The sequence below is a fragment of the Alcanivorax sp. S6407 genome, assembly GCF_023016115.1.
Taxonomy (GTDB): Bacteria; Pseudomonadota; Gammaproteobacteria; order Pseudomonadales; family Alcanivoracaceae; genus Alcanivorax.
In genome coordinates this window covers 398808-416590 of the sequence record NZ_JALKBH010000001.1, presented here as the reverse complement: position 1 = coordinate 416590, position 17783 = coordinate 398808, and the positions used below count along the sequence as shown (strand labels likewise).

The 17783-nt window shown below is 57.1% G+C and carries 18 protein-coding genes; 1 reads left to right on the top strand and 17 read right to left on the bottom strand.

Annotated features, from left to right (window positions below; all coding sequences use genetic code 11):
• Positions 1-108 precede the first annotated feature (108 nt).
• From MWU49_RS01895 to MWU49_RS01885, 3 genes are all read right to left on the bottom strand, one after another.
• Positions 109-921, bottom strand: coding sequence for a DUF2189 domain-containing protein (locus tag MWU49_RS01895; RefSeq protein WP_246967398.1), 813 nt, complete (start codon positions 919-921; stop codon positions 109-111).
• 76 nt (positions 922-997) lie between these two features.
• Entirely contained in the window at positions 998-3001 is a 2004-nt protein-coding gene (locus MWU49_RS01890) for a PEP-utilizing enzyme (protein ID WP_246967394.1), read from the bottom strand.
• Positions 3001-3765, bottom strand: coding sequence for a DUF1461 domain-containing protein (locus tag MWU49_RS01885; RefSeq protein WP_246967391.1), 765 nt, complete (start codon positions 3763-3765; stop codon positions 3001-3003). The genes MWU49_RS01890 and MWU49_RS01885 overlap by 1 nt, the downstream gene beginning before the upstream one ends.
• A gap of 200 nt (positions 3766-3965) precedes the next feature.
• On the opposite strand from MWU49_RS01885, the gene MWU49_RS01880 reads away from it, so the two are divergent.
• The gene (locus MWU49_RS01880) at positions 3966-5570 is read left to right on the top strand and encodes a CocE/NonD family hydrolase (protein ID WP_246967387.1); all 1605 of its coding nucleotides are present in this window, start codon (positions 3966-3968) and stop codon (positions 5568-5570) included.
• A gap of 237 nt (positions 5571-5807) precedes the next feature.
• Here the strand turns inward: MWU49_RS01880 and MWU49_RS01875 are convergent, their stop codons facing one another.
• The 14 genes from MWU49_RS01875 to MWU49_RS01810 are packed head-to-tail and all read right to left on the bottom strand — an operon-like array spanning position 5808 to position 17772.
• Positions 5808-7073 (bottom strand): hypothetical protein, encoded by a 1266-nt coding sequence (locus MWU49_RS01875; protein ID WP_246967384.1) that lies wholly within the window; start codon positions 7071-7073, stop codon positions 5808-5810.
• A complete protein-coding gene (locus tag MWU49_RS01870) occupies positions 7073-7582 on the bottom strand; it encodes a type II secretion system protein M (RefSeq protein ID WP_246967381.1) in 510 nt (169 codons plus the stop codon). The genes MWU49_RS01875 and MWU49_RS01870 overlap by 1 nt, the downstream gene beginning before the upstream one ends.
• Positions 7579-8721 (bottom strand): type II secretion system protein GspL, encoded by a 1143-nt coding sequence (gene gspL / locus MWU49_RS01865; RefSeq protein WP_246967378.1) that lies wholly within the window; start codon positions 8719-8721, stop codon positions 7579-7581. Before gspL ends, MWU49_RS01870 begins: the two co-directional genes overlap by 4 nt.
• Positions 8722-8763: 42 nt before the next feature.
• Entirely contained in the window at positions 8764-9804 is a 1041-nt protein-coding gene (gene gspK, locus MWU49_RS01860; RefSeq protein WP_246967375.1) for a type II secretion system minor pseudopilin GspK, read from the bottom strand.
• Complete coding sequence (gene gspJ, locus MWU49_RS01855; protein WP_246967372.1) at positions 9795-10430, bottom strand: type II secretion system minor pseudopilin GspJ; 636 nt, start codon at positions 10428-10430, stop codon at positions 9795-9797. Before gspJ ends, gspK begins: the two co-directional genes overlap by 10 nt.
• Positions 10427-10807 carry a type II secretion system minor pseudopilin GspI gene (gspI, locus tag MWU49_RS01850; RefSeq protein ID WP_246967369.1) on the bottom strand — a complete coding sequence of 127 codons (381 nt, stop codon included), beginning with the start codon at positions 10805-10807 and terminating at the stop codon, positions 10427-10429. The genes gspJ and gspI overlap by 4 nt, the downstream gene beginning before the upstream one ends.
• A 2-nt stretch (positions 10808-10809) precedes the next feature.
• Positions 10810-11505 carry a prepilin-type N-terminal cleavage/methylation domain-containing protein gene (locus tag MWU49_RS01845; protein WP_246967366.1) on the bottom strand — a complete coding sequence of 232 codons (696 nt, stop codon included), beginning with the start codon at positions 11503-11505 and terminating at the stop codon, positions 10810-10812.
• Positions 11506-11507: 2 nt separating this feature from the next.
• Positions 11508-11942: a type II secretion system major pseudopilin GspG gene (gene gspG, locus MWU49_RS01840; RefSeq protein ID WP_246967363.1), complete on the bottom strand. Its 435-nt coding sequence runs from the start codon at positions 11940-11942 to the stop codon at positions 11508-11510.
• A 3-nt stretch (positions 11943-11945) separates the two neighbouring features.
• Entirely contained in the window at positions 11946-13166 is a 1221-nt protein-coding gene (gspF, locus tag MWU49_RS01835) for a type II secretion system inner membrane protein GspF (protein WP_246967360.1), read from the bottom strand.
• 13 nt (positions 13167-13179) lie between these two features.
• Positions 13180-14682, bottom strand: a complete 1503-nt coding sequence (gspE, locus tag MWU49_RS01830; RefSeq protein ID WP_246967357.1) for a type II secretion system ATPase GspE — start codon at positions 14680-14682, stop codon at positions 13180-13182.
• A 2-nt stretch (positions 14683-14684) separates the two neighbouring features.
• Positions 14685-15821: a response regulator gene (locus tag MWU49_RS01825; protein ID WP_246967354.1), complete on the bottom strand. Its 1137-nt coding sequence runs from the start codon at positions 15819-15821 to the stop codon at positions 14685-14687.
• Positions 15822-15825: 4 nt separating this feature from the next.
• Positions 15826-16398: a chemotaxis protein CheB gene (locus MWU49_RS01820; protein ID WP_246967351.1), complete on the bottom strand. Its 573-nt coding sequence runs from the start codon at positions 16396-16398 to the stop codon at positions 15826-15828.
• Between the two features lie 8 nt (positions 16399-16406).
• Complete coding sequence (locus MWU49_RS01815) at positions 16407-16892, bottom strand: response regulator (RefSeq protein ID WP_246967347.1); 486 nt, start codon at positions 16890-16892, stop codon at positions 16407-16409.
• 19 nt (positions 16893-16911) lie between these two features.
• Positions 16912-17772, bottom strand: coding sequence for a protein-glutamate O-methyltransferase CheR (locus MWU49_RS01810; RefSeq protein WP_246967344.1), 861 nt, complete (start codon positions 17770-17772; stop codon positions 16912-16914).
• Positions 17773-17783: the final 11 nt, after the last annotated feature.

The window sequence follows — 17783 nt, the reverse complement described above, 5'->3', positions numbered from 1 at the left end:
TTTTGATCTGAAACGCAAGAGGCCGCGCCCGGAAGATGGGCGCGGCCTCTTGCGTTAGGGAAACAACCAGGGCGCTCACGCGCGCTGTTAACTATTCACTGTTCACTGTTAACTGTCTTCCGGTGGCAATTCAAACCTCGCATCCCACTCCGCCGCATCAATGGATTCCCGATAGGCATGCCAGGTGGCGTAGCCCAGTACTGGCAGTAACACCACCAGGCCCAGGTAGGCGGTGAACAAGCCTATCAGCAGGCAGATACCTATCAGGGCAGCCCAATTGAAGAGGGCCAGTTTGTTGCGAAGCACGGCGTTGGCGCTGGTGATCACACCAGTGACCATATCGGTTTTACGATCCATGATCATGGGCAGGGAAAAAGCGCTGGCGGTAAAAACGATGGCGCTGAACAACGCCCCGACACTACTGCCCACCCCGAAGAACAGCATTACATCCTCGGCACGCCACTCATTGACGGGATAAAAAATGTAGATCAGGTTGGCTGCCCGGGCCCAGACCAGAAATACCACAATCATGATGACCGTGAACGTGAGTCCGTCACCAAGGCAGGCTTTGACCTGTGCAAGGCTTTCCCTGAGCGATGGCTCCCTGCCCTGCTGTAGCTGGATGCTGATGCCATAAAGATTGAGCGCGAGGATCGGGCCAAGAAAAACGAAGCCGGAAATCAGCGCGAGATACAGGCCCATGTTACCAAAGGCCCAGGCGGCGGCGGTGATCAAGTAGCTGAGCACGAGCATGATCAGCCCATAGATGAGGCTGACCCGTGGTGCGGCGCGAAAATCCCGCCAGCCCTTTCGCAACCAGCGCAGCGGCGCTGAAGGCGCGATTGGCCGACATGGCGCCACAAAGGGGCGGGTATCCTCAGGCAATCCATTCGCCTTGGTGCGTGGTGGTTTTTCGTCCATGTTCAGATTCTCACGCAGTCAGAAAACCGGACACTGATCCAGATCACATTTGACGGCAATGATCGCCGTGCCGTTCTCAGGGATGCTTGTCCTGTCCACTTTCCGATTCACTCGGTGGCTCGATCTCGAGTGTGCCCTGCTCCGCGTCCAGGGTTCCGATACGCTCATCCTGGACACTGTGCATCACATCACTGGCGGCCCAGATCGCAGGAATCCCAAACTCCACCGCAAGGCTGGCGGCCGCATTGGCGGGATCCTGTTCGCTGATGACAATACCTCCGGCCTGCAATAGCCAGGGCAACCAGGACGGATCGACCTGATCTACCACCACGATGTCACCGGGACTGACTCGATTCAGGGTCCAGGCGCTGCATACCCGACGAACCGGACCCTGCACCTTGCCGGAAACCAGCGACTGGCCGCGCAGCAAGGGGCTGATGCGCTGCCCTCCGCCGAACCCATAACCGATCTGGTCCATCTTCCAGTCAGGCGCCCCTTGCAGACTGTCATCAAGATAACGCAGCTTGCGGTCTGCAATGGTCTCATGGCTGGCACTGGAAGGCAGGCGCAAGCCCATCCACAACTGCCAAAGTTCATCGAAATACAGGAAATAGATGTCGTCGGGGTGCTGCAACAGACCATCGTTGACGACCAGTGCCCCCATATCCCGCAACAGCTGTCTGAAACGGTTGCCCAGCGCGATTCTCAGGGCCCGGGCCTGGCGCAGTAGTTCCACCGGTTTGGCCACTTCCCGGCTACCTGCCAGAGCCCGTCGCTGGCGCTGACAAGGACCGAGACTGGCGGCCTGAGCCGGCTTTTCAGACAACGCGGCATGTACCGGATCACTACCGGTGCGAAGTTCTGACTGTTCGGCCAGATTGTTGCGGCCGGCGGCAAGATCCAGCAACAACGCCAGCTCTGTGGCAGTGGTAAGCGCCTGCAGCGGCAACGGGGCCTGCTCTCTTGTCAGCAGATCCGGTACCACCAGATAGGATAACCGCCCTTCTACCTTGCTGAGGCGCTCACCCAATGAATCCAGCTGCATCAGGCTGTGCCAGAGCGCTTCCTGAGTTGCCTGTGGATGCTGCCACTGGCGTACTTCCCGGGAGATCATGGCAAGCGCGAGGCGGTCCAGGGTGTATTGCAGACCGCTATAGGGAGCGATCTGTTCCGCTGGCTGCAAACGTTGCCAGGCGGGGGGAACATGCCTGAACACACCCGGGTGCTCATCCTGCAATGCCATAAAATAGGCGCAGTTGGTATAGATGTGACTATGTTGGCGGCGGTAAGGCTCAACCTTGACCAGCTTGTCCCAGTCACGTTTTTCTACCATGGGTTCCCAGAACGAGGATTTGAACCAGCGGGCCGCCAGGGTGTACCACAGGGGGCTTTCCGCCTGCACGAACAGTCCAGTACCTGCACGCCGTGTCCAGGCCTCACGGGGGGCGGGCAAGGAACCCACCGGCAAGGTCTGCAGCAGCCAGATCCGTTTGCCGTCATACACCCATTCGCCAGCCTGGGGGCGGTCAAAATTCTGTTTCAGGGCTTGATGCAGCGCCAGTAATTGATCATGGCCCACCGCTTCCGCCAGTGAATGGTGGTCATGGCTGGCATGCACAAGACGCCCCTGATCATCAAAAATGATCCGTTGCCGCTCGCTATTGCCGTCGGCTACGCCCTCTACCACCACATGGGGCAAATCCTGTCGTAGCGGGTGGCGCGTAAAAAGGACGCCTGCCGCGCACTGACGGGGCATGGCCTGTATGACGACCTGTTCGGGCGGCGGATCATGCTTGAAAATCGCCTGCAAAGCAGAGGCTAGAGCGTTATCGGAATCCAGATTCAGCAGGCTTTCACGGCAGGAACCCGGGTTCATCGGGCCCTGATGGAGCACCCAATAGCGGTCTTCATCGAACATACGGGGCAAGGCGCGCAGTTTTTGAACCAGAGCGTCGCCATCCATATTCAGCACGTCTTCCCGGTGCAGGCGCCAACTGGGCGGAACAGGCAGCCCCATGGCGGCCCAGCGCTGCAGGTTTTCGCTACCCTGCTCGTCTGCCGTCAGTACATCTATGCTCATTAAGGATTCTTTTGTCTTTGTGTTTTTTGTCTATGTAATCGTGCGGCTGCAATCAGGCCAAGCCAGTAAAACGCCGGCAACAGTAACAGCGCCCCCAGGGCAATCACTGCAGCGATGCCACCGAACAGTACCGGCGCTTTCATCAGGGTGCTCATCAATGAGTCCTGCCAGTAGAAGAACCACTGGTGATCCGCCGGAAACAGCCAAAGGTGAAACTGGTAGAAGACCTCAGTAGGCCCTGCAATGCCAAGCCACGCTAACACAGCCCCCAAAGTGATGACAGCCGCCACCAGGCGCCTCCGCATGGATGGCTGTCCAAGGCGACGGAGCGCCAATGCAGCAGGTAACCACAGCACCAGCAACACCAGGAACAGCCACCGCCCTTGATCAATCAGGTTGGCCACGTCCTGCAGGTGTTGCACTTCTGCAGCGTGCAATAGTGTACGCGGGGACTGACCTGGTGGCTGGTAGAGAATTGTAGCCAAACCCTCGCCATGATCATGAACCGCATCCCGGATTTGCTCAAATGCCCGCCAGTGTTGCTCGGCTGGCAATAGCTCAAGGCCCGATTTAAAGCGATTCTGTGGGCCATACTGTTGAATGTGCTCACGAATATCCAACTGGTCATACCAGAACGGATAACCGTAGTCTGCCTTGCTGTACAAGGCCCAACTGCTCAAGACCGCGAGCAAAACAGTGATGACAGCATAGGCAAACCACACTAAAGTGGCTGCATTCGGGCTTTTTAATGCCTTTTTTGTCATATCATCCCCTCGATAACGAACAGAATAATAAAAGAGGATGTTGCGTCATGCGAACGCTCACCATTCATTGCCGTAGTTCCTACCCCAAAAAGGCGCCATTGCGGTTTGCATTCCCTCTGAGATCCCTTTCGCCATCACTGGCCACACTGACCTTGCTCCTGCTGGGCTTACTCTCGGGCTGTGCCACCACACAGCTGCCAGTGACGGACGCTCGCCTGACAAGTGCAGCCCAGGAGGCAGACTACTTCCAGGTTCGCATCCAGGCTCGGGACGGTAAAAAACTGGCCGCCACTGTGTATCAACCAGCGCTTCAGGCGGGACAGAGTGCACCACTGATTATTGCCACCCACGGTTTTGCCGGCTTCAGGGCAAAGCGCCCATTCTCTATCTATGGCAAGGCCATGCTTACTGGAGAAGCGGCCATTGCCGCCTGGAAAGCCGGCTACTGGGTAGTATTTTATGACCAGCGCGGGTGGGGACAGTCCCAGGGCAAGGTCCACATGATGGATCCTGACTTTGAAGTGGCAGATCTGAGCAACGTTATCGACTGGTCCCTGTCTCACCTGCCCGGCATTTCCCGCCTTGAAGATGGCAGTCCGGCCATCGGCATGATTGGTGAGTCCTACGGCGGCGGGCTGCAGAGCCTGGCCAGTTTCAATGAGCCGCGGTTAAAAGCGCTGGTTCCGCTGGCCAGCTGGCATGACCTCAACAGCCTGGCTCCTAATGGGGAATTTCGTACGGCCTGGGGCGCGGTTCTGATGGGAGCCGGGGCTTTTTCCAGTGGTTTCGATATCGGCCAAATGTTTGCTTCACCCTGGAACAGTGCCATAGATGGCACTATCAGCGCGGAAATGTCCCGTCTGATGTACGAGCGCAGCCCTGCCAGCTACTGCGACCAGAACAAGGCCCCCCATGCAGACGCCCTGTTCATTCAGGGCTTTACCGACACCATTTTTCCTTTCCAGGAAGCGGAGAAGAATTACGACTGCTGGCGCAAGGCCGGTCGGGATGCCCGTGTGATCGGATTACAGAGTGGCCATGCCATGCCATGGCCGGTGCAGAAAATGCGCGGCGGCCTGCCCTTTTTTCATACCGATGACATGGTTCACTGTGGTGATTATGAAGCCACCACCGTCGAAACGGTTCTCAGCTGGTGGGATGAAAAGCTGCGCGGCGCAGAAAGCACGGTACCTGAGTACTGTGTGAACATTACGGAAGACCGGGGCCTCGCCATTGTTGATGAACTGCCCCCAGCCAACCAGTTTTCCCTGCCAAGGGAAAAGGTCACCATTCCCCTCGCCGGCGCTTTTGAATGGCTGATGGTACCTTTTGACTCCGGAACCGATCTGTTTCGGGCCATGTGGCCGGGGGCCGATCTGCGAGAGCTGAAAACCAATGGTGGCTTTGGCCGCCCCAAATTCATTCCCCTTTACATCGTCCGTGGTGATGACGAACTGCTACTCGGCAAGCCGCGCATCGATCTGCGTGTGGCCGGGACCAGTAGCGGTGAAAGCATGCCCATGTTTGTCGGTATCGGAGTGCAGCACGCCAATCGTCGCCGGGTCAGAGTGGCCAGTGAGCAGCTCACCCCACTGACCGAAAAAGGCACCCATCGACAGGAGCTGGCCGCTGTCAGCCAGCCTCTTCGCCCCGGTGACCGCGTTGGCGTGGTGGTATACGGGTATACCGCCCAGTTTCCGCTGAACTCGGCATTTCTGGCCCGCAGTGCGACAGTGAAAGGGAACGTATGGCTACCCCTGACCCGGGAAGAGGATGTGGCACTGGCCCCGGATCGTCCATTCTAAAGGGGGCCGCTCTGCAGCTGCATCACGCTTCTCGCAACACGCAACACGCAACACGCAGAAGCACAGCCCCTTGTGAGAGCGCTTGTGCCCTTTAGGGTATGCCTGCACGCGAATTTATTGGTAACGGTCAGGAAAGCTTTGGTTACCAGCCAACGCCCATATCAGGAGCGATACCGTCATCGGCCAATACTGGTTTATGCCGGTTTGCAGCGAAAGCCATGCCAGGCTGCTTCCAGTTCAGGGAGTGACGTGAACTGCCACGTCTCTGGCACGCTGGTCAGCATACTCGCCGGCAGAAAAACCGCGCATGCTGCTATCAAAAAACATGCTCACCGTGAAGCGCAGTTCGCGCTGCTCGGGCCACCCCTTGAGCATGTATCCCAGGTTGGGAAGCTGGCCCTGAAACTGCTCCGGTTCCACCGAAAGCAGGGTGTCATCTTCATAAATCAATTGCAGCGGCACACTCATCAATGATTCGGGCACAGATAATTCCGTCAGCAGCGTGAACTGCTGGTTACTATCAAACAGAATCCAGTTTTCCGCCATGCTGATGGGCTGCCCGGCAAAACTGGCATCATCCGCGACCCCATTCACAGTAACCGGGTTATCGGCAAAATTGTGGGTGTAGACGTTCGCACCCATTTGGTTATTGCCATCCACAGTCACTGAGACTTCCGGTTCCTTGAGTGTTGCCCGGTAAAGCTCCGGCACCTTGGCATAGGTATGCGCCTCGTAATGCGCCGCGTAACGCATGGCCTGTACCTGGATCGTCATTACCGGAATACCGGCCAGTACCACCCGCGTGCGAAGGTGCATCACTGAACGAATCGGTCCCGCACGATGACCAACCAGCTGCGGGCGCAGGTTATGATTATCCAGTGTCATGCGGGTAAATTTGGAAAGTACCCCGGCGCTCATGCGCATTTTCAGGGTGTCGATAATCGAACCACTGCCCTGATAGCTTCGATAACCCAGATAACGCCAGTTGAGTTCATTTTCCGGATCCACGTCCAGCTGATAGAGCGCCGTCCTGGTCTGCCCTGTGCGAGTATCGTGGGAGACATAGTAGTTGTCACTACGCAGGGGATTATCCTTGACCAGGTAGAAGTGACAGTTATTTGCCACTTCAAGATCCGCCACCACCTGCCCCTGTGCCGGAAGCAGCGTATCCGGTCGCTGTGGACCGGCATCGGTGAGCATGGCCAGCAGACGGTCGTCAGCATCGAGCACACCACCCTGTCCAAGCTGGTCAAAACCGGAGTGCTCGAACCAGACCATGTCGTGATCGGACATCTCATCGAACTGGAAGGCAACGGGTATCAGCTCGCCATTTTCCACCCGCATCAGCGACAGATCAGAAAGGGGCAAGCCCTGTGCCGAAGGCAGACTGTGGGCAGACAACTGCATTACCTTGCCTTGATCCAGTGGATCAAAGCGGCATTGGGCATTTGCGTTGGCACACAAAAGCAACAGTGGAAAAGACAGAATTTTAAGTAGTGTCATTATTGCTGCAAGGTGGCACGCACGGTGGCTGTCCCTGATTTGTCACCGGGTGTCATTTCCAGATTAGTTATTTGCACCCCTTTCTCCTGAAGGGATTGCAACCAGAGAATACTCTGGCCCGCCGGTTGTTCTTCCATTTGAATACGCACCGACGTGGTGCCATCCGGCGTGAAGTTCTTCAACGTGAGCCCGAACGCATTGGCGCTACGGCTGACTTCCCCAACCCAGTTACGCGGCAGTGAGGCCGACTTGCCGCCTGAAGCCGCTTTGACAGCACCAGCATTGGCATTGATCCACTCCAGCGTCTGCATGTTGGACACATACCGCTGCATGGCTTGATCACGGGCATTAAGGCTGGGCGCCCAAATAAGCCAGTAAATCAGCACGCCGAAAAATACCGCTGCGAGCAACTTGAGCACCTGCTGCTCGCGGGGTTCGCGGCTGTTATACCACTGTACGACTGGAGCAAGCCGTTGCTGCAGGTGCTGTTGATAGGTGGCAAGGCTCATCCGGGCTGCTCCACTTTGATTCTCGCATTCACACCCTGGGCGGCATTGCGGTAATTGGCGATAGAAGCCTTGGCGCCCTGCTCGCGCAAGGCATTCTGCAGGGCTTCCAGTTGCGCATAATCCTTGGCCCCTACGTCCAGCAGAAGACTGTTCTGGCGCTGGTCATACTGGAGACGCTTGGGCTCCACCTTGCTGCTCTTGAGTACTTCCGCCACCGGAACCAGCATGGGGAAGAAGGAAGAACCGGAAGCGCCACCACCTCCGGACAACCGGGCCAGACGCCCCTGAAACTGCCGGACCAGTGCGGAAGAGGCCTTTTCACCAGGGAAAAGCCGCTCGTACTGCCCTTTGGCATCGGCCAGCGCAGCCTCTGCAGCTTGATCATAGCGCCATGCCTGAACGCGCAGCCCGATAATGGCCAGCACCAGAACCGAAGCCGCCAGAATCAATAACGGACACCATTCCGCCAGTGCCCCGGGTTGCCCAGCCTTTTTACGCGGAGCATGGACACCCGTGAGCAACTGTTGGCCGGTGTGTTGACGAAACAGATCGAACAGGGTGTGGTCGGCGCCGATCTGCGTGGCATCAGCCAGGGCACTGCCAAATAGCGATGACAGTTCTTCGCGCGCTGCCTGATCCATGACCAGATAAGTCTCGCGGTCCGTGGCTACAAGAGCCTGCTCTGCAGGCAGCTGCACCACCACTGGCAACATCCCGGCGAGACATTCCACATCCACCTCGACGGACTGCAGATCGGCACCGGCGGCGCTGGCGCAATCCCGCACAGCAGCGATCAGGGATTGCTCTGCCGCGGTGACCAGGTACTCGTCCCCCTCCCCCTTGCGGGAATTGAAGAACAGGTTGTCTGGCGCATCCAGTAACTGCTCCTCAAGAAGGTAGGGCATCACCCGGTCCAGATGACGCGCCTGCTTGCGGCTCAGCGATACCCGGGTCAGGCGCACCAGTGAGGCACACAGGATAATTCTCAGCGGGCCGCGATCAGCAGCCGCCGTGCAGGCTTCATCCAGACTGCAGTATTCCACGGCATCGCCGCCGGCAGCCTGATACAACACCGGGCTGTTGCCGGTCAGGGGCAATCCATCAATGTCGTAAAGATAGATTAATGGAGCTTGTGACACTGAATCCGGTCCTTCATTCGTTATTGTTGGCCACAATAGCCGTTATTCCACATTGTAGAAAGGATTACAGGCGGGTTCGAGCGGTGTCAGTAACGGGCTGACCTGACGACTGAATACCGCTGTCGGTTCACCGTTACCACCACCGCGATACAAACGTGTAACCAGCCGACTGAGTTGGCCATCCACTTCCACATCCACCATCACCTGAAAATACTCACTGGCCACCCCCAGACGGGTCTTGAGCAAGTCACGGTCATCTTCATCCAGATCCGCAAATGTCGGGCCGGCAAGCAAGGCGCCGATATCAGTAATCGCCTCATCGGCGCGCGCGTCAACAATCGCCTTGACTCCGTCCGGTCCCGCCAATGAGCCTACCACAGCATCCAGCACCTGTTGTGGCGCAGTATTGACATTAAGAGTGGTCCCCGGAGGCAATGCCGTCAGCAGCCCCCACAGCATGGGGTCTTCCGGCATGTCGGTGACCTCGAAACCAAGCAGGGCCCGCAACTCGCTTTCGTGGGCGGCCGGCATGTTCGGGGTGCGACGGTCCCGGTATTCCGGATCCTCTGCCCCTTCCACATCATCGACAATATTGTTGCTGTCCAGCCAGTCTGCCATCTCATTGGCCAGACGGCTGGAATTGGACTGATCCGGCAGGATGCTATCCAGCAACTGTTCCAGTTCGCGGATACGATCCGGCTGACGGTCAAAACCGCCGGCATTCGGGCTGATCAACCAGTTGAGATTGAAGCGGCCCTGCAGATCCTGCACGCTGGCGCTGAGAAAAGCGTCCTCGTAAGGCGTCGGCGGAAGCTGGACTGCCCACTGCTCATCCACGCAATCATCCACTTGCGCGTTGTTTTTGACATCATCCTGCAGGTCATCAATCAGCCCCTGCTGAGCCACCACCTCAGCCGCCATGGCGTACTGATAGCGTTTGTCCCATTGCAGGAGATTGTCCGCCCGGTTCAGGAAACGATTCTGGCGAAACAATATCTCCATCATCAGTGTGGAAATGATCGCAAACAGCATCAGCACGATAATCAGCGCCATGCCTTTCTGGAGAGGTCGCTTCAGGCCCACGGGTTCACCACCGTGCGGTAGAACCGGTGTATCACATCACCGTTTTCCAGTTCGATCTCCACTTCGATGCTTTTGGGCAGTCGCTGGCCCCATACCGGCTGGGCAGCCAGGGCCGCATCCGGCCATAGCTCAAGCCACTGCCAATCGCCTTGGGGAGTCAGATCCAGATAGCGGACGGTAAAACGCGCCACATCCTTGAGCAGGACGTCCTGCTGATAGCGGGTCGCCACCGTGGTATCCAGGACCGGCCAGTAGCGTCGATACAGATCCCCGTTCTCCAGGGTATAAACCACTCGCTGCATCTCACTACGCTTGCGCAGGCCGAAGGGGTTGGACCAGCCCATACGAGTGAATTCAACATAGTTGTCACGGCCGACAATGGCCGGCTGCGGATCCCCATAAGGATCTCGTACCGGCCGACTGACCAGTTGCTCGAAATCCAGGGTCAGAAAGGTGATGGCACGCTGACTGCGCTCCATCTTGTCGGCACTTTCGGTAAGCTGCTCTCTGCCACTCAGGGCACTGCCGAGAAACGACGCGGCCCACACATAGATAAACGCAAAAATGGCAATGGTGACGACCATTTCCAGCAGCGTAAAACCCTGATAGTGGCGCTGACGAATCATGAGGCTGGCTTTCCGATCAGGCTTGCCAGGTGGTAGGCCAACTCTTCCTTGTCGTCACCACGCAGGATACCAACGTTGATATCCACCCGTCGGGTGTCCGGATAAGGCCCTTCGGAGACGATGGTTTCGATCCACCAGTCTCGGCCGTTGCGCGTAACTTCGCTGTCAGACTGCCCGGTAGGTGGCCATTGTTGATAAACCTGCATTTCCACCAGCTTGTCAGAAGCGACCAGAAAGCCCAGGTGAGTCTCGTTGATATTGGTGTAAGCCCGGGCACTGGCACCGAGGGTCTGGCCAAGGGTAACCATCACCAGCGCCAGAATGGAAACAGCGATGAGCACCTCGATCAGTGTGAAGCCTCCCTGGCGACGTATCACGATCAGCGCTCCTCCTCGAAGAGGGTGCCCTGCTCTTCCGCTTCTTCTTCCAGCGCATCCGGGTTGATGACCTGCCCCAACGCACTCACCTGCCAGCGGCGAAACTGGTCCAGGTCATCATTGGACAGCAACGAGACCGTCACCGGGGTTACCTCCCCACTCGGGAAGAAAAACACCTGGGGCAGCTCCTTGTCTTCCTTGCGGGATTGTTCAGGGGCACGTTCTTCGTCTTCCTCGCCTTCCCTGTCGCCTTCCCTCTCGTCTTCAGACTGAGTCGACAGGCCTTCCGGGGTGGCCATCATGTCATCCTTGACCAGGTTCTCGGCCACATCAGAGAGGGAGACCTGGTCATCCTCAAGGGCATCCACCTGCCACTCCAGTGACAAGTTCGCAGCAAGCTGGCGCGCTTTCAGGGAAGTATCATTGAGTGGCAGAAATTCCTGCTCATTTCGGTCATAGGCCAACGGAACCCAGCCATCGCCACGCAGGCGCAGGGCAAGCAACTGACCGGAAAAAAGACTGCGCTCGTTGAGCAATTCTAGGGTGTCTCGAAGCCGGGCGGACTCTTCATCCAGCCCGTCTTCACTGAGCGTCCAGTTGCCCTGCCCGGCAATCACCGCCGTGAGCAGCCCGACCAGCATCACCACCACCAGGATTTCCAGTAGCGTAAAGCCTGACTGTCGGGCCCGGGATGGCATGATTACTGGACGTCGCGCCAGTTGATGTCGGCATCGTTGCCCTCGCCACCTTCAGCTCCATCGGCACCCAGGGAAAGCAGATCGAAGGGGCCGTCGACACCCGGGCTCAGGTAGACGTAGTCGTTGTTCCAGGGGTCCTGGGGCACCTTGGGCAGGTAGCCACCTTCCGGCCATTTTTTGGCAGAAGCAGGACGCTCCACCAGACCATTGAGGCCCTCTTCCGTGGTCGGATAGCTGCCGTTGTTGAACTTGTACAGGTCCAGCTGCTGAACGATCTTGCCCATGTTGGCCTTGGTCAGGTCGACCTTGGCTGCCTCACCCTGGCCAATCACGTTAGGCACAATCACTGCTGCCAGCAGGCCGATAATCGCCACTACCACCATGATTTCCAGCAGGGTAAAACCGGACATGGCCTTTCGATGTTTCAGGGTCTTCATTGCTCATCCACCTAGCATGTTATTCATTTGCATGATCGGCATCATTACCGACAAAACGATCAACACTACAATCCCCGCCATTACCAGTAACATGATGGGGCCCAGCAGCCCGACCATGGTATTCACCGTACTGGTAAGTTCGCGTTCCTGATAATCCGCTGCCCGAGTGAGCATGTGATCCAGCTCACCACTGGCCTCACCACTGGCAATCATCTGCACCAGCATGGGCGGGAAGTAGCCACTGGCGTCCAGGGCACGGCTCAGGCTGCCACCTTCCCTTACCTTGACCGCTGCCTGTTTGACGGCATCACGGATCGCAAGGTTCCCGACCACCTGGGCGGCAATGAACAGCGCATCCACCAGTGGCACTCCAGAACGGCCCAAAATGCCCAGAGTACTGGCCAGACGGGCACTGTCGGAAGCTCGCAGCATGGTGCCTACCAGCGGCATGGCTGCCAGGCGCTGGTGCACCCTCATACGGAAGCTGCTGTTGCCCATGGCCCTTGCGAAGACCACCACTGCCATGGCCAGCAGCAGGATAACCAGCCAGGCCCAGTCACGGGTGAAATCACTGAGCGTCATGACGATGCGAGTCAACAATGGCAGAGCCTGATCACGGCCTTCGAACACTTCCACCAGCTTGGGCACCACAAACGTCATCATCAGACCGATGACCACGGAGGCGAACACCATGATAAAGGCAGGATAAATCATCGCCTGGGCAACGTTGCGGCCGGTATCGTGACGGGTTTCCAGATAATCTGCCAGCTGTTCCAAAACCTGTTCCAGATGCCCGCTCTGCTCTCCGGCTGACACCGTGGCACGATACATCTCGGGAAAAGCGCGCGGAAAGGACTCGAAACTCTTTGCAAGGCTGTAACCTTCGCGTACGCGGGCACGCACCGCCAACATGATACGCTCGATACGATCATTGGCGGCCTGCTTGGCCACCGCAGATAACGCCTGCTCAACGGGCAAACCGGATTTCAGCAGGGTTGCCAGCTGACGGGTGATCAGCGCCTGCTCGGCGCCCTTGAGTTTGCCGGAAGCAGAGAACAGCTGAATACCACCGCTGCTTTCCGTGTCACGGGTCTCGTTGACCTCAATGGGCACCCAGCCCTTGTCGCGTAGTTGCTGACGCACCTGGCGGGCACTGTCGGCCTCCATGGCGCCCTTGCGAATTTTCCCCTTGTGATCGAGGGAGCGATACTCGAAAGCTGGCATGTGTCAGATTCCGTCAGTCTTCGCGGGTGACGCGCAGCACTTCTTCCACACTGGTGTGGCCCGCTGTCACCTTGCGCCAGCCATCTTCACGGATGCTGCCGGTCAGGGTGCGCGCATGTTTGGTCAGGGCCAGTTCACCGGCCTGATCATGGATCAACTGACGCATGGTCTCGTCAATCAGTACCAGCTCATAGATCCCGGTACGTCCGCGATAGCCTTGATTGTTGCAGTGCTCACAGCCGTTCGGATGATACAGCGTCCGGGGCTGGTCTTCAGCCAGCCCCATCATGCGCAATTCACTGGCTGAGGCCTGATAGGGAGTCTTGCAGTCGTCGCACAGCACCCGCACCAGACGTTGGGCCAATGCCCCCAACAGGGAACTGGACAGCAGGAAGGGTTCGATACCCATGTCCTGGAGGCGGGTAACCGCACCGACGGCGGTATTGGTATGCAAGGTGGACAATACGAGGTGACCTGTCAGCGACGCCTGTACGGCAATTTCCGCGGTCTCCAGATCACGAATCTCCCCCACCATCACTACGTCCGGATCCTGACGCAGAATGGCGCGCAGCCCACGGGCGAACGTCATGTCTACCTTGCTGTTCACCTGGGTCTGGCCGATTCCTTCCAGTTGGTATTCGATGGGATCTTCCACGGTAAGGATATTGCGGGAGCTGTCATTCAGTTCGGTGAGTGAGGCGTACAAGGTGGTGGTTTTACCGGAACCGGTGGGGCCAGTCACAAGAATGATGCCGTGGGGCTTGCTGATCAGCTCACGCATCATCTTGTCGTTTTCCTGTTCCATGCCCAGGTGGGCCAGATCCAGGCGTCCAGCCTGCTTGTCGAGCAGACGCAACACCACTCGCTCACCATTACTGGACGGCATGGTGGATACCCGCACATCCACATCACGGCCACCGATTCGCAGCGAGATACGGCCATCCTGGGGAATCCGCTTTTCAGCGATATCCAGTCGGGCCATTACCTTGATACGAGACACCAGTAGCGGAGCCAGTTCACGCTTGGGAGCGAGCACTTCGCGCAGCACTCCATCGACACGCAGCCGTACTACCAGTTTGCGCTCGAAGGTTTCGATATGGATATCGGAAGCATCCTCGCGGATCGCCTCCTGTAGCAGGGCATTGATCAGGCGAATGATAGGCGCATCATCCTCCTGTTCCAGCAAATCCGAGGTTTCCGGCAGGGAATCTGCAAGGCTGGCAAGATCCAGTCCTTCCAGATCATCCGCTGCTTCTGCAGCAGCACCACGCTGCTGCTCATAGGCCAGCGCCATGGCGGCAGTGAAACCAGCCTCATCCATGGCGACCAGACGGGGCAAAGCGCCAATTTTCCGTTGTACCTCACCCAGCGCGGAAACCGGCACATCGTTGCGATAGCACAGTTCCCTGCTGCCGTCGCGCTCGCGCAGCAGTACGCCGAAGCGACGCGCAAACCCGTAAGGCAGTAAATACGGGGCTAATGCCTGGGCTTCACTGTGTTCCGCATGGTCCGTCATGTTCAGTACTTATCCATCAGGTTTTCAATCACTTGCCGGGTTACCCCATTGAGGTCCACAAATTGGAACCCGACCTGAAACTCCCCGGGAGCATCAAGATTTTCACACCAGACGGACTTGGCATCAAAGCTGATTGTGTTAACACCGGCGATCTGATCCGGAAGGACCATCCCCATATGCAAACGTTCACCCGGGGGAATGTCACGGCGCGAGAATAACTTGAAGCCATCCACACTGATGTTCATCAGGCGGCCCACATTACCACCGGTGCTGCGATCAAACACCACCATTTCCCGAAACAGTTTCTTGCGCGGATGTCTTCGGTGGTCCTTGCGGCTGTCACGGACATCATTCTCGTCTTCCGCCTGACGCACCACTACCACCACACCGGTGAAATTGCCTTCATCATCAATGATGGCATTGGCACGCAGGGCAAGGGAGACCAAACCATTGCCGTCATCGGCGTACAAGGGATGCTCGTTTTTCCAGCCCTCCCCCTTTTCACAGGCCAGGCGCAGGGGATTGTCCTTCCATTGCCAGCGCTGTTTGCCGGCATCATCATTGAACAACAGGCCTGACAGGTCCTGGCCCACCAACGCATCACGGTCACGATTGATCAATGCGCAGGCGGCTTCGTTACAGAAGGTGATCTGACCACGGGCATCGGCCCCCACCAGTGCCTCGCCGAGGGCATGCAACAGGCGCTCGTTTTCATCCTTGAGGCGCTTCATCTGGATTACCGCCTTCTGCAGCTTGCGACGCTGCATGTCCAGCTCCAGAAAAACGTTAACCTTGGCCTCAAGTATTTTTTGATCGATAGGCTTGAACAGATAGTCCACCGCGCCGCATTCATAGCCACGGAATACGTATTTCTGTTCTTTGGAAATGGCGGTAACAAAAATGATCGGGATATTGCGGGTCTTCTTGTTCTGTCGCATCAGTTCGGCGACTTCAAAACCGTCCATGTCCGGCATCTGCACATCCAGCAGTGCCAGCGCGAAATCATGCTTCAACGCCAGGTTCAACGCCTCGTTGCCAGATTGGGCCATGACGAGATTGCGGCTGTCCCCCTCCAGAATTGCTTCGAGAGCAATCAGGTTTTCCTTATGGTCGTCCACAACCAGTATATTCTGCTTCATTGCATTAACTACCCTGCAACCTTTCCGCCAAATAAGGGCCAATCTGTTCAAGATCGAGCACCTTGGAAACTGCACCTGTTCTTATCGCCGCTTCGGGCATCGTGGGTGCTTCTGAACTGACCGGGGACTGTGCAATGGTGAAGCCCCCTCGTCGGTGAATATATTCTATCCCCGCCGCCCCATCGTCATTGGCCCCAGTGAGAATCACTGCGGCCAGTCGGTCCCCGTAAACTGCTCCTGCAGAATAGAACAGTTCGTCTACTGATGGCCGGGAGTAGTGCACAGGTCTGGCAACAGAAAACGCAATCGTCTCGTCCTGGTCAACCAGCATGTGATACCCCGGGGGGGCCACGTAGACATAACCGGGGAGGATCGGCTCCTTGTCTTCCGGCGCCACCACCGGCAAATTGCAGTAGCGGCCCAGCAGCCAGGGTAACCGGTTTTCAGAACTGGGATGCTGGTGTTGAACCAGCAGAATGGCGGCCGGGAAATTGGCAGGCAAGGCAGCAAGAATCTGGGTGTAGGCGTTCAAGCCTCCCCAGGATGCTCCCATCACCACTGCCTTTACCGGCCCCATGTCCTCTCTCACGAATCGCCGCTACCTTCACCTCCGTCACGACTCGCCTTCCCGGCCTCATAGGCAGCTCGATGCGCCTGTGCCTGCTTGAGTTTTTCCTGCAATTCGCGGCGTTGGCGATCCAGACCGAGAAAGAAGTCCACCTTGCTTTTGAGAATGAGCGGATCCAGCGGTTTGAACAGATAATCCACTGCACCTGCCTGGTAACCCTTGAATACGTATTTCTTTTCCTTGCTGATAGCGGTGACAAAAATGATCGGGATAGTCTGGGTATCCTTGCGCTGACGCATCAGCTCGGCCACTTCAAAGCCGTCCATGCCTGGCATCTGTACATCCAGAAGCACCAGGGAGATGTCCTCCTTGAGCAGCACCTTGAGGGCCTCCTGGCCAGAATGAGCCTTGATCAGCGTGCGCCCTTCACCTTCCAGCACCGCCTCAAGGGACACCAGGTTCGCAGGTTGATCGTCGACTAACAGCAGCTTCTGCTCAATCATCAAAATTCTCTAATAATCATCAGGAGTGTCGGATCTGTCGCTTGCGGAAGATTCTCAGCGACGGGTTGATCATGTCAAAGGCCTCTTCCTGACCGGTAAACTTGAGACTTTCCTTGGTGCCAAGACAGAGGTACCCCCCCATATCCAGGCTATCCACGAAGAGCCTGATCACCCTTTCCTGCAATGCACGATCAAAATAGATCAGCACATTACGGCACAGGATGACGTGCATTTCCCCAAAAACCTGATCCGTGGCCAGATCATGATCTGCAAAGACGATGTTGCGCTTCAGTCTCTGATCCATGATCACGCTGTCGTAGCGGGCGGTAAAGTAATCAGACAGCGAATGTCTGCCCCCTGCCCTGCGATAATTATCTCCGTACTGCTTCACCGCCTCGATGGAGTAAATCCCCTTCTTGGCAGCGGCCAGGACATTCTTGTCGATGTCTGTGGCATAAATCATGGCACGATCGTACAGACCTTCTTCCTCAAGAAGAATGGCCATGGAGTAGATTTCTTCCCCGGTGGAACAACCGGCATGCCAGATCTTGATGAAAGGATAAGTCTTCAGTACCGGCACCACTTCATCGCGGAACGCCCGATAGAACTCGGGATCCCGGTACATCTCGGTCACATTGACGGTCAGGTCATTGAGCAAGGTCACGAAAAATCGACGATCCCTGAGCACCTTGTCCGTCATTTCCATGATGCTGGAAAAATTCGACATCCCCATCCGGTGCATGATGCGCCGACGGATGGATGCCTTGCTGTAAGAGCGGAAGTCGTACCCGTACATCTGGAAGATGGCTTCCAGCAGCAAGCGGATCTCGATGTCTTCAACATCGATCTCTTCATCATCTATCGGAAATGACTCCGCCATTCACCTTCTCC

Coding starts and splice junctions, on each gene's coding strand:
- MWU49_RS01895 (WP_246967398.1), bottom strand. CDS start 921: ATGGACGAAAAACCACCACGCACCAAGGCGAATGGATTGCCTGAGGAT.
- MWU49_RS01890 (WP_246967394.1), bottom strand. CDS start 3,001: ATGAGCATAGATGTACTGACGGCAGACGAGCAGGGTAGCGAAAACCTG.
- MWU49_RS01885 (WP_246967391.1), bottom strand. CDS start 3,765: ATGACAAAAAAGGCATTAAAAAGCCCGAATGCAGCCACTTTAGTGTGG.
- MWU49_RS01875 (WP_246967384.1), bottom strand. CDS start 7,073: ATGACACTACTTAAAATTCTGTCTTTTCCACTGTTGCTTTTGTGTGCC.
- MWU49_RS01870 (WP_246967381.1), bottom strand. CDS start 7,582: ATGAGCCTTGCCACCTATCAACAGCACCTGCAGCAACGGCTTGCTCCA.
- gspJ (WP_246967372.1), bottom strand. CDS start 10,430: ATGATTCGTCAGCGCCACTATCAGGGTTTTACGCTGCTGGAAATGGTC.
- MWU49_RS01845 (WP_246967366.1), bottom strand. CDS start 11,505: ATGCCATCCCGGGCCCGACAGTCAGGCTTTACGCTACTGGAAATCCTG.
- gspG (WP_246967363.1), bottom strand. CDS start 11,942: ATGAAGACCCTGAAACATCGAAAGGCCATGTCCGGTTTTACCCTGCTG.
- gspF (WP_246967360.1), bottom strand. CDS start 13,166: ATGCCAGCTTTCGAGTATCGCTCCCTCGATCACAAGGGGAAAATTCGC.
- gspE (WP_246967357.1), bottom strand. CDS start 14,682: ATGACGGACCATGCGGAACACAGTGAAGCCCAGGCATTAGCCCCGTAT.
- MWU49_RS01825 (WP_246967354.1), bottom strand. CDS start 15,821: ATGAAGCAGAATATACTGGTTGTGGACGACCATAAGGAAAACCTGATT.
- MWU49_RS01820 (WP_246967351.1), bottom strand. CDS start 16,398: ATGGGGCCGGTAAAGGCAGTGGTGATGGGAGCATCCTGGGGAGGCTTG.
- MWU49_RS01815 (WP_246967347.1), bottom strand. CDS start 16,892: ATGATTGAGCAGAAGCTGCTGTTAGTCGACGATCAACCTGCGAACCTG.
- MWU49_RS01810 (WP_246967344.1), bottom strand. CDS start 17,772: ATGGCGGAGTCATTTCCGATAGATGATGAAGAGATCGATGTTGAAGAC.